The 25,781-nt window shown below is 53.7% G+C and carries 25 protein-coding genes and 1 pseudogene; 7 read left to right on the forward strand and 19 right to left on the reverse strand.

The genetic code is table 11. The features are described from left to right. Positions 1 to 63: 63 nt before the first annotated feature. From ABLV12_RS09080 to ABLV12_RS09110, 7 genes are all read right to left on the reverse strand, one after another. A complete protein-coding gene (locus ABLV12_RS09080) occupies positions 64 to 1,074 on the reverse strand; it encodes a LacI family DNA-binding transcriptional regulator (protein ID WP_004107460.1) in 1,011 nt (336 codons plus the stop codon). 410 nt (positions 1,075 to 1,484) lie between these two features. After that, positions 1,485 to 2,864: a carbohydrate porin gene (locus ABLV12_RS09085; protein WP_348866992.1), complete on the reverse strand. Its 1,380-nt coding sequence runs from the start codon at positions 2,862 to 2,864 to the stop codon at positions 1,485 to 1,487. Between the two features lie 102 nt (positions 2,865 to 2,966). Then, positions 2,967 to 3,560: a maltose acetyltransferase domain-containing protein gene (locus ABLV12_RS09090; RefSeq protein ID WP_348866993.1), complete on the reverse strand. Its 594-nt coding sequence runs from the start codon at positions 3,558 to 3,560 to the stop codon at positions 2,967 to 2,969. Positions 3,561 to 3,599: 39 nt separating this feature from the next. Further along, positions 3,600 to 4,865: an MFS transporter gene (locus ABLV12_RS09095; protein WP_233679406.1), complete on the reverse strand. Its 1,266-nt coding sequence runs from the start codon at positions 4,863 to 4,865 to the stop codon at positions 3,600 to 3,602. Between the two features lie 41 nt (positions 4,866 to 4,906). Next, entirely contained in the window at positions 4,907 to 7,030 is a 2,124-nt protein-coding gene (locus tag ABLV12_RS09100; protein ID WP_348866994.1) for an alpha-galactosidase, read from the reverse strand. A gap of 114 nt (positions 7,031 to 7,144) precedes the next feature. Next, positions 7,145 to 8,140 carry a substrate-binding domain-containing protein gene (locus ABLV12_RS09105; RefSeq protein WP_004107449.1) on the reverse strand — a complete coding sequence of 332 codons (996 nt, stop codon included), beginning with the start codon at positions 8,138 to 8,140 and terminating at the stop codon, positions 7,145 to 7,147. 75 nt (positions 8,141 to 8,215) lie between these two features. Next, on the reverse strand, positions 8,216 to 8,764 hold the full coding sequence (locus ABLV12_RS09110) for an XRE family transcriptional regulator (protein WP_004107447.1): 549 nt from the start codon (positions 8,762 to 8,764) through the stop codon (positions 8,216 to 8,218). A gap of 100 nt (positions 8,765 to 8,864) precedes the next feature. Here ABLV12_RS09110 and ABLV12_RS09115 point away from each other — a divergent pair, with 100 nt between their 5' ends. Continuing rightward, positions 8,865 to 9,524, forward strand: coding sequence for an AzlC family ABC transporter permease (locus tag ABLV12_RS09115; protein WP_016809579.1), 660 nt, complete (start codon positions 8,865 to 8,867; stop codon positions 9,522 to 9,524). Next, entirely contained in the window at positions 9,524 to 9,847 is a 324-nt protein-coding gene (locus ABLV12_RS09120; protein WP_004107443.1) for an AzlD domain-containing protein, read from the forward strand. Before ABLV12_RS09115 ends, ABLV12_RS09120 begins: the two co-directional genes overlap by 1 nt. Positions 9,848 to 9,884: 37 nt before the next feature. Here ABLV12_RS09120 and ABLV12_RS09125 read toward each other — a convergent pair whose 3' ends face one another. The 10 genes from ABLV12_RS09125 to fdhD all read right to left on the reverse strand — a co-directional run bounded on the left by ABLV12_RS09125 (position 9,885) and on the right by fdhD (position 17,546). After that, positions 9,885 to 10,919 carry a YiiG family protein gene (locus ABLV12_RS09125; protein WP_348866995.1) on the reverse strand — a complete coding sequence of 345 codons (1,035 nt, stop codon included), beginning with the start codon at positions 10,917 to 10,919 and terminating at the stop codon, positions 9,885 to 9,887. 131 nt (positions 10,920 to 11,050) lie between these two features. Then, on the reverse strand, positions 11,051 to 11,602 hold the full coding sequence (locus tag ABLV12_RS09130; protein WP_004116811.1) for a hypothetical protein: 552 nt from the start codon (positions 11,600 to 11,602) through the stop codon (positions 11,051 to 11,053). Further along, positions 11,599 to 12,036, reverse strand: a complete 438-nt coding sequence (locus ABLV12_RS09135; RefSeq protein ID WP_004107437.1) for a PTS sugar transporter subunit IIA — start codon at positions 12,034 to 12,036, stop codon at positions 11,599 to 11,601. Before ABLV12_RS09135 ends, ABLV12_RS09130 begins: the two co-directional genes overlap by 4 nt. Before the next feature lie 9 nt (positions 12,037 to 12,045). After that, positions 12,046 to 12,315, reverse strand: a complete 270-nt coding sequence (locus ABLV12_RS09140) for a hypothetical protein (protein ID WP_024274856.1) — start codon at positions 12,313 to 12,315, stop codon at positions 12,046 to 12,048. Positions 12,316 to 12,371: 56 nt separating this feature from the next. Further along, complete coding sequence (locus tag ABLV12_RS09145) at positions 12,372 to 13,214, reverse strand: class II fructose-bisphosphate aldolase (protein ID WP_160887279.1); 843 nt, start codon at positions 13,212 to 13,214, stop codon at positions 12,372 to 12,374. Continuing rightward, the gene (locus tag ABLV12_RS09150) at positions 13,201 to 14,568 is read right to left on the reverse strand and encodes a PTS sugar transporter subunit IIC (protein WP_348866997.1); all 1,368 of its coding nucleotides are present in this window, start codon (positions 14,566 to 14,568) and stop codon (positions 13,201 to 13,203) included. The genes ABLV12_RS09145 and ABLV12_RS09150 overlap by 14 nt, the downstream gene beginning before the upstream one ends. After that, positions 14,561 to 14,875, reverse strand: coding sequence for a PTS sugar transporter subunit IIB (locus tag ABLV12_RS09155; RefSeq protein WP_004107427.1), 315 nt, complete (start codon positions 14,873 to 14,875; stop codon positions 14,561 to 14,563). The genes ABLV12_RS09150 and ABLV12_RS09155 overlap by 8 nt, the downstream gene beginning before the upstream one ends. 11 nt (positions 14,876 to 14,886) lie before the next feature. Next, a complete protein-coding gene (locus tag ABLV12_RS09160) occupies positions 14,887 to 15,867 on the reverse strand; it encodes a 6-phosphofructokinase (RefSeq protein ID WP_160887283.1) in 981 nt (326 codons plus the stop codon). 501 nt (positions 15,868 to 16,368) lie between these two features. Continuing rightward, positions 16,369 to 16,581, reverse strand: coding sequence for a YdgH/BhsA/McbA-like domain containing protein (locus tag ABLV12_RS09165; RefSeq protein ID WP_004107394.1), 213 nt, complete (start codon positions 16,579 to 16,581; stop codon positions 16,369 to 16,371). 128 nt (positions 16,582 to 16,709) lie between these two features. Beyond that, positions 16,710 to 17,546, reverse strand: coding sequence for a formate dehydrogenase accessory sulfurtransferase FdhD (gene fdhD, locus ABLV12_RS09170; protein ID WP_049591436.1), 837 nt, complete (start codon positions 17,544 to 17,546; stop codon positions 16,710 to 16,712). A gap of 156 nt (positions 17,547 to 17,702) precedes the next feature. Here fdhD and fdnG point away from each other — a divergent pair, with 156 nt between their 5' ends. The 4 genes from fdnG (at position 17,703) to fdhE (ending at position 23,558) form a co-directional block, all read left to right on the forward strand. Then, positions 17,703 to 20,753: a formate dehydrogenase-N subunit alpha gene (gene fdnG, locus ABLV12_RS09175; protein ID WP_094298909.1), complete on the forward strand. Its 3,051-nt coding sequence runs from the start codon at positions 17,703 to 17,705 to the stop codon at positions 20,751 to 20,753. Positions 20,754 to 20,765: 12 nt separating this feature from the next. Then, on the forward strand, positions 20,766 to 21,668 hold the full coding sequence (fdxH, locus tag ABLV12_RS09180) for a formate dehydrogenase subunit beta (RefSeq protein WP_160887285.1): 903 nt from the start codon (positions 20,766 to 20,768) through the stop codon (positions 21,666 to 21,668). After that, positions 21,665 to 22,300 carry a formate dehydrogenase cytochrome b556 subunit gene (fdoI, locus tag ABLV12_RS09185; protein WP_004116787.1) on the forward strand — a complete coding sequence of 212 codons (636 nt, stop codon included), beginning with the start codon at positions 21,665 to 21,667 and terminating at the stop codon, positions 22,298 to 22,300. Before fdxH ends, fdoI begins: the two co-directional genes overlap by 4 nt. Positions 22,301 to 22,628: 328 nt before the next feature. Beyond that, positions 22,629 to 23,558, forward strand: coding sequence for a formate dehydrogenase accessory protein FdhE (gene fdhE / locus ABLV12_RS09190; protein WP_004116785.1), 930 nt, complete (start codon positions 22,629 to 22,631; stop codon positions 23,556 to 23,558). A gap of 40 nt (positions 23,559 to 23,598) precedes the next feature. Here the strand turns inward: fdhE and ABLV12_RS09195 are convergent. Then, positions 23,599 to 23,762, reverse strand: a pseudogene (locus ABLV12_RS09195) (VapC toxin family PIN domain ribonuclease); the annotation flags it as partial. A gap of 110 nt (positions 23,763 to 23,872) precedes the next feature. Here ABLV12_RS09195 and ABLV12_RS09200 point away from each other — a divergent pair. Beyond that, on the forward strand, positions 23,873 to 24,790 hold the full coding sequence (locus ABLV12_RS09200; RefSeq protein WP_004107374.1) for an alpha/beta hydrolase: 918 nt from the start codon (positions 23,873 to 23,875) through the stop codon (positions 24,788 to 24,790). Positions 24,791 to 24,807: 17 nt separating this feature from the next. Here ABLV12_RS09200 and fabY read toward each other — a convergent pair whose 3' ends face one another. Continuing rightward, on the reverse strand, positions 24,808 to 25,749 hold the full coding sequence (gene fabY / locus ABLV12_RS09205) for a fatty acid biosynthesis protein FabY (RefSeq protein ID WP_004107372.1): 942 nt from the start codon (positions 25,747 to 25,749) through the stop codon (positions 24,808 to 24,810). Between the last annotated feature and the right edge of the window lie 32 nt (positions 25,750 to 25,781).

Raw genomic sequence — 25,781 nt, forward strand, 5'->3', positions numbered from 1 at the left:
CTATTTTTTTATTAAAAGGGACCCATGGCGCCAGTCGTCGCGCCATTGCTAAACATAAATCTTTTACAGGGTAGTAATATTAATTTTTACGCTGCTCTCACGAATAATTAACCGAGAGACAATTTCGTGCATTTCAATACTGTCCGGCTGCTGTTGATATTTCACCATCTGGAAAGCGAGATGAGCGATTTCACTTACCGGCTGCGCAACGCTGGTAATTCTTTTTGTTTGCGCCAGCAAGGTATTATCAAAACTGGCAATCGCAATATCTTCTGGAACGGCGATGCCTTTTGCTTCTAGCCCATCGATAAGATAGTTTGCCGCAATATCGTTATAAACTAACAGACATGTACAGGTTCGCTTCGGCTCGCTGAGTTTCTCAATAATATCATCAAGAATGCTTATATGACCTGAGACCTTCTCACCCTCACCTTTTGTTATCCAGAACGAATTATCTTTGGCAAGCTTTAAACCATGACTCGCTATTTTTTTGCTGTACGACGATACCTTGCGGTTATCAACGCCTTCCTGGGCAACAAAACCAAATGCAACATGTCCGGTGTGTATGAAATGCTCCGCAATACTTTCAGCCCCGCGATCCTGATTAATCGATACAGAATTAAAGAACCGGGACACCTGCGTAACGACGACAACCGGGATTCGGGTAATAGTTAACCATTCTGAAAGACCGGCTTCTGCTTCTGTCGGCACCCATAGCAAACTGTCAATGCCCATCCCCACCAGGGTATGAATAATATGCTTATCTTGTTGCGGTTGATTCTGGTGCGTTTTGACGATCACCGATTTACCGATGTACCGGGCCTCTTCTTCCACTGTCGCCAACAGTTCACAGAAGTGAGGATTGACCAGATTAGGCACAACCACACCAATCAGTCCGGAACATTTACCGCTAAGCTGAAACGAACTTTTGCTGGGAACATAGCAAAGATAATCCATCGCCTCCCGCACCGCCTTACGCGTTTCCGCGACCACGCTGGGATGATTATTCAGGACTCGTGATACGGTTGCCGTCGAGACCCCAGCTCTTTTTGCTACGTCTTTAATCGATGCCATGGTAATTGAATACGCCTTCTGACTTCTGGAGCTCACTATAAATTGTGAGCTAAATCGAAAATGTAAGCCAGTTCACATGTTGTCGCGTTACATGGAATGACGTTTAGCCTTCGCAATTTTATTATTCCTTACATAGCTTAAAGACCGGACTATACAAAAGCATAAATCAGCGTAAAAGAATAATATATTATGTCAAAAAAATATTGCTGGTGGTCGTGTGGGATTTAGCTGAAAGGTATTGAACGCATGAAGGCACCTCATCCTTTTTGCCGAGTAAACGACAGAGTGTCAGATGACATCTTCACTCAGGATGAGGCATGAGAAGTGCTGGCTTAATTATATATAGCGGCTACCGTTCGTTAAAGTAATGTGCAATTTAATAGAATGTACTCTGGCTATAACGATAATTATCAGAAGAAATACTTAAAGCGCACCCGCGCGCCGTAGCGATCGTCATCATCCCCCTGACTCAGCTTGTCGTCGCTGTCGAGAAAGGAGTAATAAGCGCCGAGATAAATATTAAAGTTCTGCATGTTCATGACGTTCGGAATTTGATACGAGGCGTGCAAAGTATGAATATTGTAAGTGCCCTGGTCCTTAATCCAGCAGTCGTTCTCGCAAATCACGCCGGCATAATCGCTGATTTTATTATGCGCGTAGATATATCCCAGCTCAAAGCGCCGCCATAGCGCGTTCACCCCGGAGGTGAAATCCTTCTCGTTATTGGCATCCATATAAGCGGTATTCAGGTTTACTACCACACCATCCGCCGGGTCGCTCTTCAGGCCGTTCCAGGTCATGGTCAGGCCATAGCCGGTGCGGTCAGACTGATCGACGAAGTGACCCTGCGTATCTTTATAGCCGTAGGCATTCTGTACCACGTTCGCTTCCACGGCCGCCGCAACGGAAAATTCATCCTTTGCCCAGGACACCACCGGACGCAGGTACGCCACGTTCTTTTTCTGCTCCATGTCGCGACCGTGATAACCGCCGTCGTTATACAACGAAGTACCGTCTTCCAACAGTGTATTAAGCTCAAAATACCAGTTATCTAACTGTTTACTCAGCAAGAAGTTACCGCCTGCGTCAGAACGACCGCGTCCCTCTTTCATCATATAGATATAGCCATGTCCGTCACTGTACAGGTCGTTAGCGGTATTTCCTGAGTGCTCAACGAAGGTATCCTGATTTAGCGGGAACATATCGTACGCCTCAAAACGCCCCACTTTCACCTTCCAGTCGTTCTCCTGACCAAAGAAGAAAACCGCATCATCAAGGTTCATCGAACCGGTCATGTCCGCTAGCGGCTGGATAGAGAACCCGGCAAAATAGTCGTTTTCCATTTTACGGATACCGTCAAAACCGAGCAGAATGCGGCCGTTTAAATCCCACTTATCATAGGTTGTATCGCTGCCAACGTCGGCATTGGTCATGGCCAGCAAGCCATGTTTGCTTTCCGCATCCATATTGAATTCGACATCGCCGTAGATTTTCAGATCGCCATAGCCGGATAATTTCAGCTCAGGAACTGAAATATTTTTTTTACTCTCAGCGGTAGGGGCCATGCTTTTAACCGCTACGCTGGTTTGCGCCGCCTGTATAGCGGAATTCTGCTTCGCCTGTAAATCCCGCACCTGGCCTTCGGCCACCGCCGCCCGGCTTTCAGCGGCGGCAAGCCGCGCTTCAAGCAGCTCCATCCTTTGTTCCAGCGTCAGATGATTATTTTTCGCTACCGCTGAACCGGTTATCAAAGACAAACCTATGGCTATCGATAATGCTGTTTTATTCATTTTTATTTTCCGGAGGTAAAAGAGGGCCAGGTGAGTTATAAACTCACCCGTATATATTTTTATTTTTTATATCAGGAAGATTTTCTGTTTTATTATTGAATTTCAGCCTACGAACAGCTGATATTTATTTTTATCCTCATCGGTAATGTCTCTTAATACCCGACAAGGGACGCCTGCGGCGACAACATTTGCCGGTATGGAACGGTTCACCACGCTCCCGGCGCCAATGACCGAGTTTTTTCCGATAGTGACGCCAGGATTGATAATCACCCCGGTGCCCAGCCAGACGCCGTCTTCAATAACCACCGGCAAAGAGAACTGCTGCTGGGTGTGGCGCAGATCCGGATGGATCGGGTGGCCGGCGGTTGAAATCGTCACATTTGGCGCAAACATCACGTTATTACCAATGGTGATCTCAGCATCATCAACCAGCGTCAGATTAAAGTTAGCGTAAAAATTATCGCCAATGGAGATGTGAGTTCCGTAGGCAAAATTAATCGGTGGTTCTATCCAGCATTCTTTACCCACGCGGGCAAACATCCGCTGAATAATGTCGTTTCTTAATTCCTGGTTAAACGGATGGGAGTGGTTGTACTCATAGGCTCGCGCCTTCCCCATCAACCGCTGCTGCGGTAAGCCATATCCTGAATCAATATAGAGCTCGCCGCTGTTCATTCTTTCTTTCATATCCATCATACAAACCGCTCCTGTCACGGTGAATAATTGCTCCGTTGGCTAAACCGTCATAGCGCTATCGCTAATCTTTTCCGGCTTTGCCTTACCCGATAAGGTAAAGCCGGATATTAGCGTAACGGCCAGGGCAATTCCGCCGAGGATCATATAGGTGTCCTGGAAGCCGATGCGGTCATACATGTTGCCGGCAAAAGCGGAGAGGAAGATCGCCGCCACCTGTTTGGAAAACTGGAAGCCAACCAGATAAATCGTCGCCGACAGGCGGACGTCAAATACGCCGGTGATATATTTAAAGGCCCCCACCAGCAGGAACGGCACTTCCAGCGCGTGGAGCATTTTCAGCGCCACCACTTCCGCAGCCGTCGTGGCAAACGATGAACCGATCATCCTTGCCGCCATCACCATTCCGGCAATCAGTAACGTATTTTTCGCCCCGATGCGGTTAATAATCCACGGCGAGCTGAACATAATAATCGCGTTGCATATTTCCCCGGCGGTGGTCGCAAAACCAAAAGCGCGGGTGCCCGATTCAGGGGTGGCAAAAAAGGATTTAAAGAAGGTGGCAAACTGCTGATCGAAGACGTCATAAACGCAGGCGACGCCGATGACGTACAGAATAAACATCCACATTTTGCGCTGGCGGAACATGCTCACGGCAGTTTTTAAATCCACCGCCGGACGATTAGCCCCTAAAGAATCCATCACCTGTGCGCTCTGACTGGCCTGCGGTTTAGCGATAGCCACCAGCACAACCAGTACCAGCGCGGCGGCGGAGCCCATCCAGAACACCCACTCCGGGTTAACGCTGAACAGCATCCCCGCCGTGGTGGCGCACAGGGCCCAGCCGAGGCAGCCAAAAGTCCGCGCCTTGCCGTATTCAAACCCGCTATTGCGGCTCACGCGTTCGATATAGGCCTCCATCGCCCCGGCGCCGGCGGAGAACACAAAGCCAATATAGGCTCCGCCGCTCAGCGCGCCGAGCCAGATATTGGTTTTCAGCAACGGCGCAAAAACGTAGAGGAAAAAGGGCGCGATCAGCACCAGCAGCACGGTGACAATCCACATCAGATGCTTTTTCAGCCCCAGCTTATCGGAGATCACGCCCAGTATCGGCTGAAAACAGATAGCAAACAGCGACAGGCTGGAGAAAACAATCCCGGTCTCGGTTTTATTCAGGCCGATGACATCCGATAACCAGATCGGCAAAAACGGAAAGCAGGTGGCCATAATGAAAAAGTAGAGAAAGAAGAACAGCCCGAAAATCCAGAAATTGGGGTTGTTTTTATGGGTACAGACGGTCGGGTTCATAGTGTATTCCTCAAAAAGGGCCGCCGCGCGGCCCGTCGTCATCACACGCGTTGCAGGCCAATCAAAATGGCGCTTTCCGGGTCAAGGATTGGCAGCGCCAGCCCCGCCAGTTGCAACCACTCGCCGCTTACGGTCTGCGGCGTCGTCATCCATTCCGGCAGCTTACGCATGGTGTGGCCGCCCTCTCCCGTAATCTGAATATTCGGATGGTCGAGCAGCGTGACCTGGTAGCGCGCTCCCGCTTCCAGTCCCGGCACGCGCAGCGGCGCCATCAGGGTGTAGTCCGGCATCGCCAGCTGGCTGACGAGGAAAATCGCCTGGCTTCGATCTTCGCTTACCACGCCGTGCGCCAGCGTCGTGGCGTCCGGCATATCGATACGCCACTGCACGCCGTGATGAATCACATCGCGCCACTGCTTATGCAACGCCGCGTATTTGCGGTAGCCGGCACGCTCTTGTTCGTCAGCGCTTACCGGGTCCAGCTCAAGCCCCATATGGCCGAACAGCGCCGTCAGGCCGCGAAACGCAATGCTGTGCTGGCGGAAGGTGGCGTGACAGTGGCGGTTGCCGATATGCGCGCCCATGACTTCCGGCGGGAAGAAGTAGCTCATGCCGCGCTGGATAGTGTTGCGCTCCAGGGCATCGTTATTATCTGAAGCCCAGAAGCGATGGCTGCGCTTCAGCACTTCGTAGTCGATTCGCCCGCCGCCGGAGGAGCAGGACTCAAATTCAATATGCGGGAAGCGAGCCACCAGCGTATCGAGCAGGCGATAGAACTGGCGGGTTTGCGCATCGGCGGCAGCTTTACCGTTATGCCCGGGCTGTACCAGTTCGCGGTTCATATCCCACTTCACATAATCCACCGCGTGCTCGCCCAGCAGCCAGCTCATCCGCTCCAGCAGATAATCAAAGGCTTCCGGGATATTCAGATTCAGCACAAATTGATGGCGCCCGGGAAGCGGCGTATAGCCCGGCAGCGCCAGCACCCAGTCAGGATGCGCGCGGTATAAATCGGAGTCAGGGTTAATCATTTCTGGCTCAACCCAGATGCCGAACTCCATGCCCAGCGATTTTACGTGGTCGATAACCGGGGTCAGACCGTGTGGATATTTTTGCTCATCAAGATACCAGTCGCCGAGCGCCGCCCAGTCGTCGTTGCGCCCTTTAAACCAGCCGTCATCAATGATAAAGCGCTCAACGCCCAGTTCCGCCGCCTCATCCGCCATGCGCATGATGTACTGCGGGTCGTGGTCGAAATAGATCCCTTCCCAGGTATTGAGATGCACCGGGCGCGGTTTGTTACCCGGAAAGCGAATAATCCGTTCGCGCAGATAACGATGGAACTGCTGGCTCATGCCGTTCAGCCCCTGCGCTGAATAGCTACCGTAGAGGTGCGGAGTCCAGAGGGTTTCCCCCTCCGCCAGCGCCATTTCGCCCGCCAGATAGAGCGCTTCCGCCTGCAGGTAGCGACGGCCATCGGTTTTCACTTCCGCCCGCAGGCGATGGTTACCGCTCCAGCCCAGATGCACGCCCCATACTTCCCCCTGCATCTCGCTAAAGGCCTGGCTGCCGGTAATCAGCGCCGGAAAATGTTCATGGGAAGTGCGTCCGCGACGGTTTTCCAGCACGAAGCTGTCATGTTCAAGGAGCAGACGATGGGGCTGGAATTCGCGGATCCAGCGGCCATGAAAGGCCATGACTTCGCGGGCGCGCTCGGCGACCGGTAGCGTGACGGCCAGGCGATCTACCTGCCACGGCTGCGGACGCAGGTTGGTCAAGCCATGGCGAACGCTCAGCACGCCGCTGTTATCAAGCTGAATTTCACTGCATAACCGCAGGCCTGCCTGAGCATCTTCACTGATGATGGTTAAATTCTGCCCATCCTGCGCCACCTCGGTCGTGGTGAACATCGGCGAAGCGTCCAGCCCATGACGGTGGCCTTCGATGCCCGGCGCGCCGAACAGGCCGTGACCCAGCTCAGCCATTAAGGTCACCGGTGAATCCACATCAAGACGACCATTGGCCACCGGGCGGGCAATGCTCAGGGCATCCTGCGGCGAAAAATGGCTTAAATGCGGCCCCCAGTAGATAATTTCGGCGAACGGGCGGGTTTTGATCACCACATCAACCGCTGCGCTTTGCAGGCGTAAAATCGAATCAGACATCAGACTTCTCCACAACAAGGAATAGCTTACTGTTGATCCGAAACGTTTCGGACGCCAACCAAAACGTTTCGGATCCGTGATCGAGTTCAGGAAATTAATCTGACGGGAGGGGAATCAGGCAGTTTCGCCGGGGATAAATTCAGGCTGCCAGAGCACCTGGAGAGAGGCGAGATCGTCGCCGGCGATTAAGCGGCGAACCATGCTGGCTATCTGGCGGCCCACGCCCTGCCGGGTGGACTGGATCACCGCGCCCACCGGAGTTTCGATGATGCTGTCCTGCGGCAAGCCATCATAAACCACCAGTGAGACGCGATCGGAGCCGGTAAGACGCCCGAGCTGAGCAAGTGCCATCGCCGCGCCGTCGCCGTGGGTGTTGCAATCGGTGACTATCGCCGTAGGCGGTTCGGGCAGACGCAGCAGCTCCATCGTCGCCTGAAACCCTCCGCGGCGGGTGGGCGACACGCTGCGCAGCCAGGTTTCAGCCAGCCCCGCTTCGCGCAGAGCTTGCAGGTAACCATTGCGGCGCTGCGTAATAAACGCCTGATTGTTATTTTCGCTCAGCAGCGCTATACGCTGGTGCCCCTGGCTAATCAGATGGCGGGTTGCGCGGTACGTTCCCGCCTGGTTATCGAAATCAAACCAGGCATAGGGCTGTGGCAGACGGCTGCGCCCCAGGGCGAGAAAAGGAAAGCCGGAAGAGAGCAGCTGAATCAGGCGCGGATCATCGTCCAGGGTATGGGCAACAATCAGCGCATCAACACGACGACTCTGCACCATACGCATATAACCGTGTTTATCGGCCTGTTCGTCATCGGCTATCAGCAGTAAATCGATCTCATAGCGCGCCAGCTCGTGGCTGATTTCGCCTACCATTTCGAGAAAGACGTTGTTATTCAACGGCGCGGGACGCACGGGGAACACCAGGCCGACGGCGTCGATTTTGCCCATTTTCAGGCGGCGCGCAAAGGTGTTTGGCCGATAGCCGCGACGCTGCGCTTCGGCCTCGACGCGGGCGCGCGTCTCCTGCGACACGTCGTCATAGCCGTTCAACGCGCGGCTGACGGTTGTAACCGAGATCCCAAGTTCTTTAGCAATGGCTTTCAGCGACATAAGTTTCCCTGTCTTCGCGGGAGAATGCGGCTAGTGTCCCGCAATACGGGCATGGCGTCCACCCTGCCGCCGTGACTAGTTCTGCTCGGCGACCAATAGCGCCTGGGTATCCGGTTCCAGCGCCTGGAAAACGTGCTCCCGATCGGCGGGATAGCAGATGTAATCCCCCTCTCCCAACTCTTCCGGCGCCTCCGTGAGGCCGACCCGCGCCCGCCCCTGGGTGATAATAATATGTTCCACGGAACCCGGTGGATGAGGGTGAGAGATACGGTCAGCCCCCGGCTGGGTTAGCAGGAGATAGATATCGCGCCGCGCGCCCGGCGGGCAGGCGGCGAGTAAAATTGCCTGATAGTTTGCCTGCTCGGCAATCACTTTCGTCCCCTCGCCGCGGCGGATCACCTGGGTGGTGTTGACCTGCGGCTCCAGCAGCCGGGCAAAAGGAATATCGAGGGCCACGCACAGCGCCCACAGCGTTTCCAGACTCGGGTTACCGTTACCGGACTCCAGCTGCGATAACGTTGATTTGGCAATTCCCGCCCGTCGCGCAACTTCAGCAAGGGAAAGACCGGTGCGCGCGCGTTCACGAACCAGGCTTTTGGCAATCAGGCTAATTGGCTGAGTCATCCAGCCCTCCGTGTTTTTTATAACGAACGTTTCGTTCGTCTTGAAATACGATTCTGTTGCGTTCATTATAATGGAAATTCGTTCGATATGGCTAAAGAGTATGAAACATCACTTCGCCAGTCTTAAAGGCGACACCCTCAGAGCAATTGTTTTAGTCTGCCTTGCAGTGGGCATCGTTGGTATGTCCTATGGCTCGCTGGCCATTGCCTACGGTTTCCCGATTTGGGTGCCCTTTGTGCTTTCGGTCAGCGTCCTGGCGGGCGCCTCGGAGTTTATGTTTATCGGCATTGTCGCCAGCGGCGGAAATCCCCTGGCGGCGGCGGCGGCCGGTTTACTGGTCAACGCTCGTCATATTCCCTTCGGCGTGACGGTTCGCGACCTGGTCGGCCAGCGCGCCGCCAGCTTCCTCGGCTGCCATATTATGAACGATGAAAGCGTGGTGTTTGGTCTGTCGCAGAAAACCCCCGAGCAGCGGCGGGCGGCCTACTGGCTGTGCGGTCTGGGCGTGGCGCTGATCTGGCCATTGGGCGCGCTATTGGGCGCGGGGGTCGGCAAACTGCTCCCGGCTCCGGAAACCATTGGCCTCGATGCGGTCTTTCCGGCCATTCTGCTGGCGCTGGTGGTTCCGGCATTTAAAAATCGCACCACCCTGATCCGCGCCTGCAGCGGAGCAGCTCTGTCGCTGGCCGCCGTACCTTTTGCGCCGGTTGGTCTGCCGGTTTTACTGTCGCTGTTTGGCCTGCTGACGAGGAGAAAATAATGGGCAATATGACGCTATTTATCGCCGGTATCGCGATTCTGTCGCTGGGCACTTACTTAATGCGCTTAGGCGGAGCGAAGCTCGGCAGTCGGCTGGCCTTTTCTGAGCGCTCACAGGCGCTACTCTCCGATGCGGCAACGGTGCTGCTCTTTTCCGTCGCGCTGGCAACCACCTTCTACGAAGGTGAACATTTTGCCGGGATGGCGCGGGTGCTGGGCGTGGGCTTTGCGGTATTTCTTGCCTGGCGTAAGATGCCGCTGATCGTGGTGATTATCGCCGCTGCCGTGGTGACGGCGCTGCTGCGGATGGCGGGTTTACGATAAAAGCGCCCACAGGCGCTTTTATCATTCTTCAGCCAGGTTAATCACTCAATGTATTAAACCATCTTACGAGCTGGTTATAGCTCGCCATGAGATGTTCAAAAGAGCCATCCACCATTTGCGGGGCGCCATCCATCAACATGGCTTCCCCAGACGTCAGCGGCGTGTTATCGCGAACGCGGCGGACGCGCGTTTTGGCATCCAGAAGGTACTTTTCCGCCGCTTCGATAAACGTCGGGGCTCTGATCTCACGCATCCGGGGACCTTTTTTGGTTTCGCCCTGTTTTGATTTCAATTGCTCAATTTGTTCACCCAGATCCTGGACGAGTTTCATCGCAGCATCGGTATCAAATTTATCCGCCTCAAGCGCCTGGTTAACCTTTTTGCTGGTCAACATAATGGATAGCGAATAGTAATCAAAAGACTTGCCTTCTTTGGCCTCAATCTTTTTCAACTGCTGTTCCTGACGGCGGTTATTAATTTCATGAATCGCTTCTGAGTAAGCATCTGATGCGGGTTTGAACGCGGCTAATGCCTGAATAAACTGAGTATGCAGCGCTTTGCCTTTAGCGAAAGCATCATCTTTATAATCTTGCTGTTCGTAATATTTATTCATCTTATTGATGACTTCTGCCAGCTTAATGGATGAATTAATATAAGGTAAAGCGAGATTATCGATAGGATCCAGCGACGGCTTTAAACTCGAAACGTGCGTCATATTGGCCAGGCACTGATCAAACTCTGCGGAAACATCCGTGATACCACCAACACTCTTTTCTTTTCCGGTGGGACCGACCTTCAGATCGTCTAACCAGCGAGCATAGTATTTAATGCTACGATAAATATCTTCATCGATATCATTATAACACTCAATATATACGCTCATCTTTTCGCTAATAATGCGGTCTGGGCTGGCGTTTTTAACTTCCTTGTTATCTGCACCTGAAGATGCGGATGGACTAGCCGGAGCTGCTGCAGGAGCAGGAGCGCTTTCGGGTAATTTATTATCGTCGCATCCAACAAGCCCCATTAATAAGACGCAGCTTATTGCTGCCGCCAATAAATTCCTTTTCATAACTATCCTTTATTAAAAACAATTAAACCAATCTAAAGACAGGAGGATAAATCATATCGCATAATCGTTTTATGCCGATACAAAAAAAGCGCCCGCAGGCGCTTTTAAACTAATGATGTTATTTAGCCTGACTAAATCTGTGCTGCAATCCAAAGAATAACGCGCTCGATATCCAGCGGTTTTTGCTGATCCACGGTCAATACCGGCCCCAGCCGCATTGGTTCCGCCTGCTGCGCCAGCCGAGCCAGTTCCGGCAGATACTCTTCGCCCGGATGCCCCGGCTTACGATCGTGTAACCGGCTGGCATAGCGCGCCACCGCAAGCTCAGGCGGGATGTGATTCCAGACCTCCAGAACCTTTTCAACGCCCGCTTGTTGTAGCAGCTGCAGCAGCGTGTCGCGCGGTTGAAAGCCAAACCAGGCGTCAATGAGCCAGATGCAGCCTGCCGGTGACTGACCGACAATCGACCATATCACTTCATACGCGGCGCAGCCCAGCTGCCGGTTGAAGGACCGATCGATCCCGGTAAAGCACGCCATAAACGGCTCTTTAATACCGTCGATGGCCAGCTGCGGCAGATTAAACGCTGCCGATAGCTGCCGGGTGACGGTGCTTTTACCCGAGGCGGGAATGCCGTTAATTAAAATTACCGTTTTGCAGCCGGGTGTGAGATATCTGTTCATAGCAACGCAACGACCTCCTCCTTGCTGCTGGCGGCCCGCAGCTTCTCCATGGTCTCGTTATTATCGAGCAGAGCGACAATCGCACGAATCCCCTCTTCTATATGGGCATTGCTGTCCTGCGCGCCGAACATAATGACGATATCCGCCTTCTCGCTATCAGCAAACTGAATTGGCTTATCCAGCACAACAAGGCTAAAGCAGTTGCGCTTTACGCCGCACTCCGGTCTGGCATGCGGGATGGCGATGCCCTCATCAAAAACGTAATAGGCGCCATGATGCAGGGTATTATCGATCACCGCCTGACCGTAATCTGCCGAGATATATCCCTTTGCCACCAGCGGGCTGGCCGCCAGTTGGATCACCTTCTGCCAGTCGGACTCCGTGACGCCGACCTGAATCGCATCGGCCTCAATAAGCAGTTCTTTTATCGTCATTATCACTTCCTATATATTACGGCGAATAACATTACGTAACTCATCAATGCGCACAAAAAGCGCATCTATTTCCTGGCGATGCGTATGGCTTTTGGCATATACCGACAGCGCCCGGTTATAAACCAGCATTAATGCTTTCTGTACTTCGCCATTTCCCGGGTCGCCCCGTAATTCGCCTTCCAGCCTGGCGATTTCCCCCGCCAGCTGGCGGGACTGTGCGTCATAATCCTGCGGCGGGCTACTCTCTTTTTTCCACAGCGTTTTCAAAGATTCAAACATAGCGAGCTCCTCCCTGACGGACAGCAGGGCAACGGAATACGATTAAAAATAAAGTATTATTTAAATAGCGCGATTTTTTCCATTAATACCTGGGTGACCGCATTATTCGCCGGAATTAAGAATTTGCGCACGCTGTCGTTAACTTTGCCTTTTTCAAAAGTGGTTTTACATTGATCGACCCACTGAACGTTCATTTCAGTACCGACGTTCACTTTGTTGATGCCTTCCGTTACGGCCAGGCGCATATCATCATCGCTGACGCCGGTACCGCCGTGGAGCACTAACGGTACGCCTGTGGCGGTGCTAATCTCTTTCAGCCGCTGATGCTGGATCTGCGCTTTGCCGGTATAGAGGCCATGTACCGTGCCTACGGAGACCGCCAGCATATCCACCTGCGTCTCCTTCACAAAGCGTTTGGCGTCTTCCACCGTGGTGAAACAAATATCTTCTGCGGCAACGGCTTTGCCATCTTCCGAGCCGCCTATTGCCCCCAGCTCGCCTTCTACCGTGATATTCCGCGGGCGCGCCATCTCCACCACGATACGCGTATTGCCGATATTCTCCTCCAGCCCCAGATGGGAGCCGTCATACATCACTGATGAAAATCCGGCATCCATTGCCGTTTCAATGGCGCTGATATCAGAGCAGTGATCCAGATGCAGACAGGTCGGCACGTTTTCACTTTCCGCGAGCGAGCGCACGGCATCCACCAGTAAACGATAGCCGAGATATTCCGCCGTCCCGGTAGAGATTTGAATCATTAATGGGCTATCGCTTTTTTGCGCCGCTTTAAAAAACGCCGGCAGCATTTCAATACAGTGCAAATTAAACGAGCCAATGGCTTTAAAATTCCTTTCCCGGGCAATGCGCAGAATCGCGTTGAAGTTATACAGACTCATGAATATTTTCCCCTTTTGGCTTAGCTGATTTACCGTTTACGAACCATGCCAGTGCGGCAACAAAAACAATGAACAGAGCAACAAATAGCCAGTTATTCTGGAAGGCGTGGCCCAATACCAGACCGGAACTAATGACGTCAGAATCGCTGAAAGTGACGCCGGTAAAGCCGTAGCTTTCCAGCATCGGCACTAAAATGGCGGGCAGAAAGGTAATAAACAGGCCGTGAATGACGCCGCCAATCATCGCTCCGCGCCGGCCGCCCAGCGCGTTGCCAAACACGCCTGCCGTACCGCCGGCAAAGAAGTTGGTTAACAGGCCAGGCAGGATCATCGCCAGACCAAACATCGGGAATACCAGCATGCCGATAATGGAACCGACGGTCGTTGCCAGGAAGCCGACAATCACCGCATTGGGCGCATAGGGGAACAGTACCGGGCAATCCAGCGCGGGTTTTGCGTCCGGGACAATGCGCATGGCGATGCCGCGGAATGCCGGCACCAGCTCGTTAAGCAATAAGCGCACGCCGCTATAGAGAACGAATACCCCCGCCACAAACTGAATAGACTGCATAAAGGCGTACATCAGGTAGTTAATACCACCGGAGAACTGAGCGATATATTCCGGGCCTGCGGCAAGCGCGGGAATGAGGTACATCGGCACCATTACCACCGCCATCGCAAGGTAGGTATCCTGGAGGAACTTAAAGTTATCAGGTAGCTCAAGATCTTCGGTTGAGCGGGAACCTTTCCCGACCACTTTAGCCACCGCCGCCTGCACCAGATAGCCGATGGTGCAGAAGTGCCCCAGCGCCACATCATCGGAACCGGTAACACGTCTGACCACCGGCTGCGCAAGAGCGGGCATCAATACCGCCATTACGCCGCCGAAAATACCGCCGGTTAAAATCAGCGACAGTCCGGTCAGCCCGGCTTTATAGCCTATTACCGCGCCGATGGTCGCCATCCACAGCAAAGCCTGGCCGGTCAGGAAGATATATTTGAGCGGCGTCAGGCGGGCGATAATAATGTTAACGGCAAAAATGACCATCAGGGTCAGCGCCACTTCGGAACCTAATTCACGATTGGCTAACCCGGCGATGGCGGCAACATCAGTAATGTAGCCTTTCATGCCGAATCCCTGGGTGAAGATATCGTTAAGGAACGTAAGCGTGGCGACAATAATGTTGATTCCGGCCATCATTATTAAGAAACCGAGCAGCGTTTTAAAGGTTCCCTCCGCCGTTTTGCCCGCTGATTTTTTTTGTAAAATCAGGCCCAGCATCGCAATAAATGCAATTAATATCGAAGCCTGGCCGAGCAAATCTTTGACGATAAACTCTACAAAGCTATTCATAATCTGCCACCTTCAGGTTACGCTCTTTTAAGAATGCGACGATTTTGGCTTCAACCTCATCTTTGTCCGTCAGTTTATGCAGTACCACCACACGTTTAATTTCCTCCTCACTGGCATCTGCGGTTAATATATCGGCAAAGGTTTTTTGCGTCAGAATCATGTCTGATTTAAACGCCCCGGCTTCGGAAATTGTGGTATGTTCAATTTGCGCCGGAATTTCCAGTTTCTTTAAAACCGCCTTCGCCGTCATTTCGATGGCAAAGCTAGAACCGAGGCCGCAGCCACATACGCAAAGAATTTTCAGCATGTAGGGTCTCCTCAAATAATATTGAGTTGTTTGGCAAGTTTATAATGGTGTCCTTCGGTATCGACCAGACGTTTTTTCATACTGACTAAATCAATCGGAATAGGTTTGTTACTGGAATTAATTATAATGGCTTTATTTTTCATGCCGGACTGAATGCAGCGAACCACTTCGCAGGCCATAATCGTCCCCTGATAGATTTCTTCGCAGGTCGGGTCGCCGCTGCGTAAACCGTAGCCCACGATGGTTTTGCGGATGCGTACGCCAATTTGCGGTTCAAGCTGCTTAATCATGGTATCAATGGCCCCCTGAAAACCGGGAGAATACTCTCTGGTGTAGCCTTCAGAGCAGAGGATCACCACGCTATTTTGCTGTTTTAGCTTGTGCTTCACCCGCTCGGCCAGCGCTTCTAACGGCATCTGTGATTCCGGAATCAGGGCAATATCAGCATTAGATTTAATAGCGGATTGCAACGTTAACTCTCCACAATAGCCTCCTAATATTTCAACCATAAATACCCGACCCGGTAATGCTCTTCCGGTATTTCTTAAGCGGGAAACTTCTTTAAGAATCTGCTCGCAGGCCGTAGAAAAACCAATCGTATAATCGCTGCCGTATACATCATTATCGATAGTCATCCCGACGCCAAAGCAGTTAATATCAAATTCACTCAGCGTATTGAGAAACTGCAGGCTGCCGTCGCCGCCGGCCATAATCAGCACATCGATACGCAATGATTTAATTTTTTTAGCTATGGTTTCATATTCACTGCGCAACAGCTTGCGGCTGGTCCGACCGGATGTGATGATCGGAATAGACGTTATGGAGAAATCAACCAGATCGCGCCACGCAACTTCGTGATGATTTTTATCCAATAACCCGGGTATGCCCCCGTTAAAAACGGTGATATCGGCGCTCGCCAGTCTGGCAATCTGAAATATAAAGTTATTAATTCCAGAAACATCGCCACCGCTAATAACAATGCCAATTTTCATTGTCTGCCCCCGCCGTTTTTCCTGCCAACATTTTTCCCCGACTTCAAGGCTGTTATTTGCAATAGAGATCACAATATGTCGATAAATTTAGACACACCTAATATTGACACCGGGTTTATCATCACGTTTTTTGTGATCAATCTCTCCTTTATAAAAGGCGATCGCCTTAACAATTATTTTTTTATTTTCTTTAAGATCATTAAGTTGCCTGAATGAGCCGTTCTGCGGCCAGCTTGACGGTTTCGACCAATAAACCCGGCGGTAATGAAAAGGCGGAAATGTGATAAATAGCGCATTTTTTTGCGTCGGGAGGGTTCACGACTTTCTCATCTGCTGCCTGTCCATTGTTGTAGGGCCCTACGCGCAAAGCTGCATTCCACCTGTTTGGTGCTGATATCGTCGCTCCTCACGGCAAAGGCGCCTACGTAAAGCACCCCAGGGAATAAATTTCAGACAAAAAAAAAGCGCCCCTTGGGCGCTCTTTCGACAGTAGCTTTAAGCTTATTTATTCAGTTCAGCGGTCATGTGCACGCGGTTACCGGTAAACGCTTCGGTAATTTTGTAAGACGACGCGCCTGCGGCCTGGGCCTGAGCGGCGATCTTCGCTTCCGCACCGTCCATCGTTGCTGCGGTAGCGGTGACGGTTTCCGCAGCAAAGGAACCAAAAGAAGCGGACAGTGCGATAACAGCGACAAAAGTTTTGATGCTTTTCATGAGATAAACCCTTTACGTTAGTTGTTTTGATAAGGCGCCGTGCCTTGATGTGATAAATAGTAGCCCTCACATCGCCAAACAAAAAGTGGAAGGATTTGCTGTTATCATTCAAAAAAACTGACTTAATTTTAACCTGCAATTAACCGCTGCGGATGCGTGTACACGGTTGCCCTACCCGGCTTGCAGAAGCCCACCAGCGTCAGGTTACAGCGCTCAGCAACTTCAACCGCCAGCGTGGTCGCGGCAGAGACCGCAAAAAGAATTTCCACCCCGCACATCGCCGCCTTCTGCACCATTTCATAGCTGGCGCGGCTGGAGACGAGCGCCGCACCGTTTTGCCAGGCGCCATCATCTTCCGCGCGGTGTCCGAGGAGTTTGTCCAGCGCCACGTGGCGGCCAACGTCTTCGTGGCCGCCCGCGAGCTCGCCGGAAAGCGTTACCCAAGCCGCCGCGTGCGTGCAGCCGGTAAGGCAGCCTATCGGCTGAAAATCCCGCAGATGCGCCAACGCGCGATCGAGGTTCGCCAGATCGAACGTCTGGGTAAAAGGCAGAGGCTGCACGGGCTTACCGATATCGTTGAGCTGTTCCACGCCGCATACGCCACAGCCGGTGCGGCCGGCTAGCGCGCGACGGCGCTCTTTCAATCCCATAAAGCGGCGGCTGGAGAGCTCAATTTGCACTTCCAGGCCGTTACAGGCCTGAACGACATCGATGCCATAAATCTCGCGCCGGTTCTCTATAATCCCTTCGGATAAGGAAAAGCCGACGGCGAACTGCGCCAGGTCTTTCGGCGTCGCCATCATCACCACGTGCGAGATGCCGTTATAAACCAGCGCAACGGGTACCTCTTCAGCTAACTCGTCTGGCTGAGGATGTTGCAAATTTGGGCGCTTCCAGAGCGATACCTGGCGATAACCTGTGATATCGGTCACATTTTCGATTTGTTCAAGAGGCTTCTTGTTCACTTTGTCTTAACCGTATTGGAACAGGCATACACACAATGTGGTATTCTGTTTATATCCCTCCGGGAACGAGGGAAATTACCCCCAATTCTGAACCTTTGCGGCCCTTACCGCAAAGCAAATAACTATACGTGACAATGTCGAAACAAGGAGCGAACCATGCAGGTCAGCAGAAGGCAGTTCTTTAAGATCTGCGCTGGCGGTATGGCAGGAACCACGGCAGCGGCGCTGGGCTTTGCGCCCGGTTTAGCGCTAGCGGAAACACGGCAGTACAAGCTGCTGCGCACCCGCGAAACCCGTAACACCTGCACTTACTGTTCCGTTGGCTGTGGGCTGTTAATGTACAGCCTCGGCGACGGCGCAAAAAATGCCAAAGCGTCTATCTTCCATATCGAAGGTGATCCGGACCATCCGGTCAACCGTGGTGCGCTCTGCCCTAAAGGGGCCGGTCTGGTAGACTTTATCCACTCCGAAAGTCGCCTGAAATTTCCAGAATATCGCGCGCCAGGCTCTGATAAATGGCAGCAAATCAGCTGGGATGAAGCATTCGACCGTATCGCTAAGCTGATGAAAGAAGACCGCGACGCCAACTTTGTCGCGCAGAATAGCGAAGGCACCACCGTCAACCGCTGGCTGACCACCGGTATGCTGTGCGCCTCCGCCTCCAGTAACGAAACCGGTTATTTAACCCAGAAATTTACCCGCGCGCTCGGTATGCTCGCGGTCGACAACCAGGCGCGCGTCTGACACGGACCAACGGTAGCAAGTCTTGCTCCAACATTTGGTCGCGGTGCGATGACCAACCACTGGGTCGACATTAAGAACGCCAATCTTATCGTGGTGATGGGCGGCAACGCCGCTGAAGCTCACCCGGTTGGGTTCCGCTGGGCGATGGAAGCCAAGATCCACAATGGCGCGAAGCTGATTGTGATCGATCCGCGCTTTACGCGTACCGCGTCGGTGGCTGATTTCTATACCCCAATTCGTTCCGGTACTGACATTACCTTCCTGTCAGGCGTCATCCTGTACCTGTTGAACAATGAAAAGATTAACCGTGAATATACCGAAGCCTATACCAACGCCAGCCTGATCGTGCGTGAAGATTACAGCTTTGAAGACGGTTTATTCAGCGGCTATGACGCCGAAGCCCGCAAGTACGACAAAACCTCCTGGAACTATGAGCTGGATGAAAACGGCTTTGCTAAACGCGATACCACGCTGCAGCATCCGCGCTGCGTCTGGAATTTGCTGAAGCAGCACGTTTCCCGCTATACGCCAGAAGTTGTTGAAAATATCTGCGGAACGCCAAAAGCGGACTTCCTGAAAGTCTGCGAGTACATTGCGGAAACCAGCGCTCCGGATAAAACCGCGTCTTTCCTGTACGCACTGGGTTGGACGCAGCACTCCATCGGCGCGCAGAACATTCGCACCATGGCGATGATCCAGCTGCTGCTCGGTAATATGGGCATGGCGGGCGGCGGCGTAAACGCCCTGCGCGGCCACTCCAACATTCAGGGTCTCACCGACTTAGGATTGCTGTCGCAGAGCCTGCCTGGCTATATGACGCTGCCGAGCGAGAAACAGACTGACCTGCAAACCTACCTCGCCGCCAATACACCGAAACCGCTGTTGAAGGATCAGGTGAACTACTGGGGTAACTACCCGAAATTCTTCGTCTCGATGATGAAGGCCTTCTTTGGCGATAAAGCAACGGCGGAAAACAGCTGGGGCTTTGACTGGCTGCCGAAGTGGGACAAGGGCTACGACGTCCTGCAATACTTCGAGATGATGAATCAGGGTAAAGTGAATGGCTATATCTGCCAGGGCTTTAACCCGGTAGCCTCGTTCCCGAACAAAAACAAGGTTGTTGCGTCGCTGTCGAAACTGAAGTTCCTGGTGACCATCGATCCGCTCAACACCGAAACCTCCACTTTCTGGCAAAACCACGGAGAGTCGAACGACGTCGATCCGGCGAAAATCCAGACCGAAGTGTTCCGCCTGCCGTCCACCTGCTTCGCCGAAGAGAACGGTTCCATCGTTAACTCCGGCCGCTGGCTGCAGTGGCACTGGAAAGGCGCTGACGCCCCGGGGATTGCGGCCACCGACGGTGAAATCCTCGCCGGTATCTTCTTACGCCTGCGCAAGATGTACGCCGAACAGGGCGGACCGGCGCCGGAACCGGTGCTGAACATGACGTGGAACTACGCCACGCCGCATGAACCGGCATCGGAAGAAGTGGCGATGGAGAGCAACGGCAAGGCACTGGCTGACATCACCGACCCGGCAACCGGTGCTGTGATCGTCAAGAAAGGCCAGCAGCTCAGTTCGTTTGCGCAGCTGCGTGACGACGGCACGACCTCCAGCGGCTGCTGGATCTTCGCCGGCAGCTGGACGCCTGACGGCAACCAGATGGCCCGTCGCGATAACGCCGATCCATCAGGCCTTGGCAATACCCTCGGCTGGGCATGGGCGTGGCCGCTTAATCGCCGTATCCTGTATAACCGCGCCTCCGCTGACCCGCAGGGTAAACCGTGGGATCCGAAGCGTCAGCTCCTGAAATGGGACGGCGCGAAGTGGGGCGGCGTGGATATTCCAGACTACAGCGCCGCGGCGCCGGACAGCGATGTCGGGCCGTTTATCATGCAGCCGGAAGGGATGGGACGTCTGTTCGCTATCGATAAGATGGCGGAGGGGCCGTTCCCGGAACACTACGAGCCGTTTGAAACGCCGCTGGGCACTAACCCGCTGCACCCGAATGTCGTCTCTAACCCGGCCGCTCGCGTCTTTAAAGGCGACCTTGAGCAGATGGGCAAAGCGGAAAAATTCCCTTACGTCGGTACCACTTACCGTCTGACCGAGCACTTCCACTACTGGACCAAGCACGCGCTTCTCAACGCCATCGCGCAGCCGGAGCAGTTTGTGGAGATCGGCGAGAAGCTGGCGAACAAGCTCGGCATCGCCCATGGCGATACCGTGAAGGTCTCCTCTAACCGCGGCTATATTAAAGCCAAGGCGGTGGTGACCAAGCGTATTCGCACGCTGAAAGCGGACGGCAAGGATATCGATACTATCGGTATTCCGATTCACTGGGGCTACGAAGGCGTGGCGAAGAAAGGGTTTATCGCCAATACCCTGACGCCGTTTGTCGGGGATGCGAACACGCAGACGCCGGAGTTCAAGGCTTTCCTTGTGAACGTGGAAAAGGCGTAACGGAGACGAATTATGGCTTATCAATCGCAAGACATTATCCGTCGTTCCGCGACTAACGGCTTCACCCCCGCGCCGCACGCGCGGGACCATCAGGAAGAGGTGGCGAAGCTTATCGACGTCACGACCTGTATCGGCTGTAAAGCCTGTCAGGTGGCCTGCTCCGAGTGGAACGACATTCGTGATGAAGTGGGTCATAACGTCGGGGTGTACGATAACCCCGCCGATCTGACCGCCAAATCCTGGACCGTGATGCGCTTCTCGGAAGTGGAGCAGAACGACAAACTGGAGTGGCTCATCCGTAAGGATGGCTGTATGCACTGCGCCGATCCGGGCTGCCTGAAGGCCTGCCCGGCGGAAGGGGCAATCATTCAGTATGCCAACGGCATCGTCGACTTCCAGTCTGAGCAGTGCATCGGCTGCGGCTACTGCATTGCTGGCTGCCCGTTCAACGTGCCGCGTCTGAATCCGGAAGACAACCGCGTCTATAAATGTACGCTGTGCGTGGACCGCGTTAACGTTGGCCAGGAACCGGCCTGCGTGAAAACCTGCCCGACCGGTGCTATCCACTTTGGCTCCAAAGAGGATATGAAAACGCTGGCAGGCGAGCGCGTCGCCGAGCTGAAAACCCGCGGTTATGACAACGCAGGTCTGTACGATCCGGCAGGCGTTGGCGGCACGCACGTGATGTACGTGCTGCACCACGCCGACAAGCCGAATCTCTATCACGGCCTGCCGGAAAATCCGGAAATCAGCGCTACCGTGAAGTTCTGGAAAGGGATCTGGAAACCGCTGGCCGCGGTCGGATTTGCGGCCACCTTCGCCGCCAGCATCTTCCACTACGTCGGCGTCGGTCCGAACCGCGCGGAAGAGGAAGAGGACAATCTGGATGAAAAGAAAGACGAGGTGCGCAAATGAAAAGACGTGACACCATCGTGCGCTACACCGCGCCGGAGCGAATCAACCATTGGGTCACCGCCTTCTGCTTCGTGCTGGCGGCGGTGAGCGGGCTGGGCTTTTTCTTCCCGTCCTTCAACTGGCTGATGCAAATCATGGGCACACCGCAGCTGGCGCGCATTCTGCACCCGTTTGTGGGCGTGATCATGTTTGCCTCGTTCATCATCATGTTCTTCCGCTACTGGCACCACAACCTGATCAACCGGGACGATATTTTCTGGGCGAAGAATATTCGCAAGATTGTCGTCAACGAGGAAGTGGGCGATACCGGACGCTATAACTTCGGCCAGAAATGCGTGTTCTGGGCAGCGATTATCTTGCTGGTGCTGCTGCTGGTCAGCGGGGTGATTATCTGGCGTCCGTACTTTGCGCCGGCGTTCTCCATCCCGGTTATCCGCTTCGCGCTGATGCTGCACTCCTTCTCTGCGGTGGCGCTGATTGTGGTGATCATGGTGCATATTTACGCCGCGCTGTGGGTGAAGGGCACGATAACCGCGATGGTGGAAGGCTGGGTCACGAAGACCTGGGCGAAGAAGCATCATCCGCGCTGGTATCGTGAAGTCCGCGAAAAGCAGGATAAGCGCCAGTCGTAAGCGTGCGCTTTGCTGGTCTTATAAATGGCGTCGTATATCGACGCCATTTTTTTGCGGATACCGTTCGCTTTTGCCGCCTCCAGCCATCATGCACCGCAGGCGGGATTGGCACTGTAAACTCATGGGGCAGGATGGCTAATCCTAACGGCGCATAGTCTGGGGTATCGATATCAGGTATCGTAGCGCACACATTGCGATGTCATGGGTATATCCCGTATGCCGATTACGGTTATCATTAATGACATCACCAGAGCGGGCGCATGATGCCCGCCAAATCACAGAGCGGACGCGACCATCGCCGAATCTGCTGAAACCAGGAAGTGACTGAATGAGCATTCGTATCATCCCGCAAGATGAGCTGGAAAAGAGCGAGAAACGCGCGACGGATATGATTCCACCGTTGTTGTTTCCTCGACTCAAAAATTTATATAACCGTCGTGCCGAGCGCCTGCGCGAACTGGCTGAAAATAATCCGCTGGGGGATTATCTGCGCTTTGCTGCGCTTATCGCCCACGCGCAGGAAGTGGTGCTGTACGATCATCCCCTGCAGATGGATCTCACCGCACGCATTAAAGAAGCGAACGATCAGGGCAAACCGCCGCTCGATATTCACGTTTTACCGCGCGACAAGCACTGGCACAAGCTACTGCATTCGCTGATTGCCGAACTGAAGCCAGAGATGAGCGGCCCGGCGCTGGCGGTTATCGAGAATCTGGAAAAAGCGTCAGAGCAAGAGCTGGAACTGATGGCAAGCGCGCTATTTGTCTCCGATTTTGCCTCCGTTAGCAGCGATAAAGCACCGTTTATTTGGGCCGCGCTATCGCTCTATTGGGCGCAGATGGCCAGCCTGATACCCGGTAAAGCTCGCGCCGAATACGGTGAGCAGCGTCAATTCTGCCCGGTTTGCGGCTCGATGCCGGTCTCCAGCATAGTGCAAATTGGCACCACTCAGGGCCTGCGCTATTTGCACTGCAACCTGTGTGAAACCGAGTGGCACGTGGTGCGCGTGAAATGCAGCAACTGCGAACAGACGCGCGATCTGCACTACTGGTCTTTAGATAACGAGCAGGCGGCCATTAAAGCCGAAAGCTGCGGCGACTGCGGTACCTACCTGAAGATTCTTTATCAGGAAAAGGATCCCAAAGTAGAAGCCGTGGCCGACGACCTCGCCTCACTGGTGCTGGACGCACGGATGGAACAAGAGGGCTTTGCCCGCAGCTCCATCAACCCGTTCCTGTTCCCGGGAGAGGGGGAGTAACGGCGAGCAGCATGTCGGGCAGCCTCTTCTGCTGCCCGACTTACAAATGATAAGGCGTAATCACTCCCGGTATGCCGGCAAAACTTTTGCTTTGCGCGTGACCAGTTCATAACGATCTATTTGCGCTGTTGCCAGTACGATGGCATCCGGCAGCTTTATCCCATACTCCTCCCTGCGATTGCTGCTTCGTCCAGCAATGGGTTTCACTTTTGCGAGCCGCTTTCCAGAATCACTTCCCAACGAAAATCCCCGGTTTTCTTTTGCTCACAATCAGGCTATAAACCTGTATATCCAAACAGGTTAAGGGAATAAAAATGGCGCTTGAAAAGGGTATTGCAATACAGGTGCGGGAGTTTATCGATGCGGGTCGCCCCTCATCGCGCGCTCAGAGTATTGATGACCGGAGACGCGGCTATATCGCCAGCACGGTACTGGCTGGGGAGCAAGAAAAGCGCGTTCAGGTAGAAGATATCGAGCTCGAAGGCATGACATTTCGCATTGTCTCCCCCCTCAACGCCTCAGGCGCTCTCCCTGCGGTCATCTATTTTCACGGCGGCTGCTTTATCAGCGGTAGTTTCGCCACGCATGACCATCAGCTCCGTCAGCTGGCTTACCACAGCGGCTGCCGGGTTATCGCCGTGCAATACCGGCTGGCGCCGGAGCACGCTTTTCCCGCCGCCCATGACGATGCTGAAAAAGGCGCACTGATTATTCACCGCCACGCGCCGCAGTTAGGCATCGACGTTTCGCGTATTACGCTTGCGGGCGATAGCGCCGGGGGTCATCTGGCCTTGGTCACCGCTCTGCGGCTGAAAACCACCCGGGCATGGCAACCCGCGCAGCTTGTTTTGATTTATCCGATGCTGGATGCCACCGCCAGTATGAAGAGCTATATCGATAACGGTAAAGATTACATTATCACCGAAGACACTCTGCTCAGCGGCTATGAAATGTACCTTTCGTCGACGACACTCCACCACCCGGAAGCCAGCCCGCTATGGCGTAAAGACTTTAACGGCTTACCGCCGGTGCATATTCTGACGGCAGAATACGATCCTTTGCGTGATGAAGGCGAAGCGCTTTACCAGCGTCTGCTTGAACAGGGCGTAGAGTGCACCTGTCAGCGCTATCTCGGAGTGATTCACGGCTTCTTCCAGCTGGGCGGTATCAGCCCAGCGGCAGCCAGCGCGATGAGAGATATCGCCTGGCGGGTAAAATCACCGGGCCAGTAGATAAGCGTAAAGGGAGGCTACTCCTCTTCGTTGCCACCCTCTTCATAAGAGCCGAACGGCTTCGCAGGAAGCACGATATAGATACCCTCAAAAACCGCGCCGAGCCGATCGTCACCGAATAGCTCAACCTGCAGCTGAACCCGCGCTTTGCGCCCACGCGCCAGGCGATCGAGATCGCCGCTTAATGAGCCGAGATCGGCAACAGCGCTGGGGCGTCCGCTAATGGGCTGACTGTAACGAATATGAGCATCTGCGAGAATAATTGTGCCGCCAAGATGCCGCTCGCGCAGCATCAGCCAGATAAGCCCCCAGCCGGTTAACGTTGCCTGCGAAAACAGGCTGCCGGCAAACAGCGTATGGTGGGGGTTCTGGTTACCGGCTTCCGGCATAGTGGTGATAAACTTTTGCCCGGTATACTGCTGAATACGCACGCCCATTTTTTCACTAAGAGGGATGTGCTGATACCAGGCCTGCTGCAGCTGAGCGCACCAGTCGCCGCGATGTAAAATATCGTCCAGCGAGGCTATTGGCTTAATCATCAAAAAATGACGAATCGGCGTGGTGGTCGGCGTCGTGATTTCACCCTGGTTCACAAACCCGAGCTTGGCAAAGAATTCTACCGCGTCTTCACGGGCGCTACAGGTCACGCGCTTAACGCCTTCCTGACGGGCGACGGACTCCAGCGTCATCGCCATCAGGGTTCCCAGCCCCTTATCCTGTACTGACGGATGTACGGCCATAAAACGGATCGAGGCTTCGTTTTCCGCGTTCACATACAGTCGCCCAACGGCAACCAGATTACCCTCTTCATCGACCACCATTTGATGGTGCGCCATCGCATCCCACGCATCGCGCTCGGACCCTTTCGGCTGATGCAGCGGCTTACGCAGCATCTCCCAGCGGAACTGGTAGTAGCTCTCTAACTCTTCTTCTGTTTGCGGTACGCGAAGGTGATACATAGCTGTACTCTCTTTTGTTACCCGCAGCCTGC

The organism is Klebsiella sp. CN_Kp100 (assembly GCF_040065315.1).
Classification (GTDB): Bacteria; Pseudomonadota; Gammaproteobacteria; order Enterobacterales; family Enterobacteriaceae; genus Klebsiella; species Klebsiella oxytoca.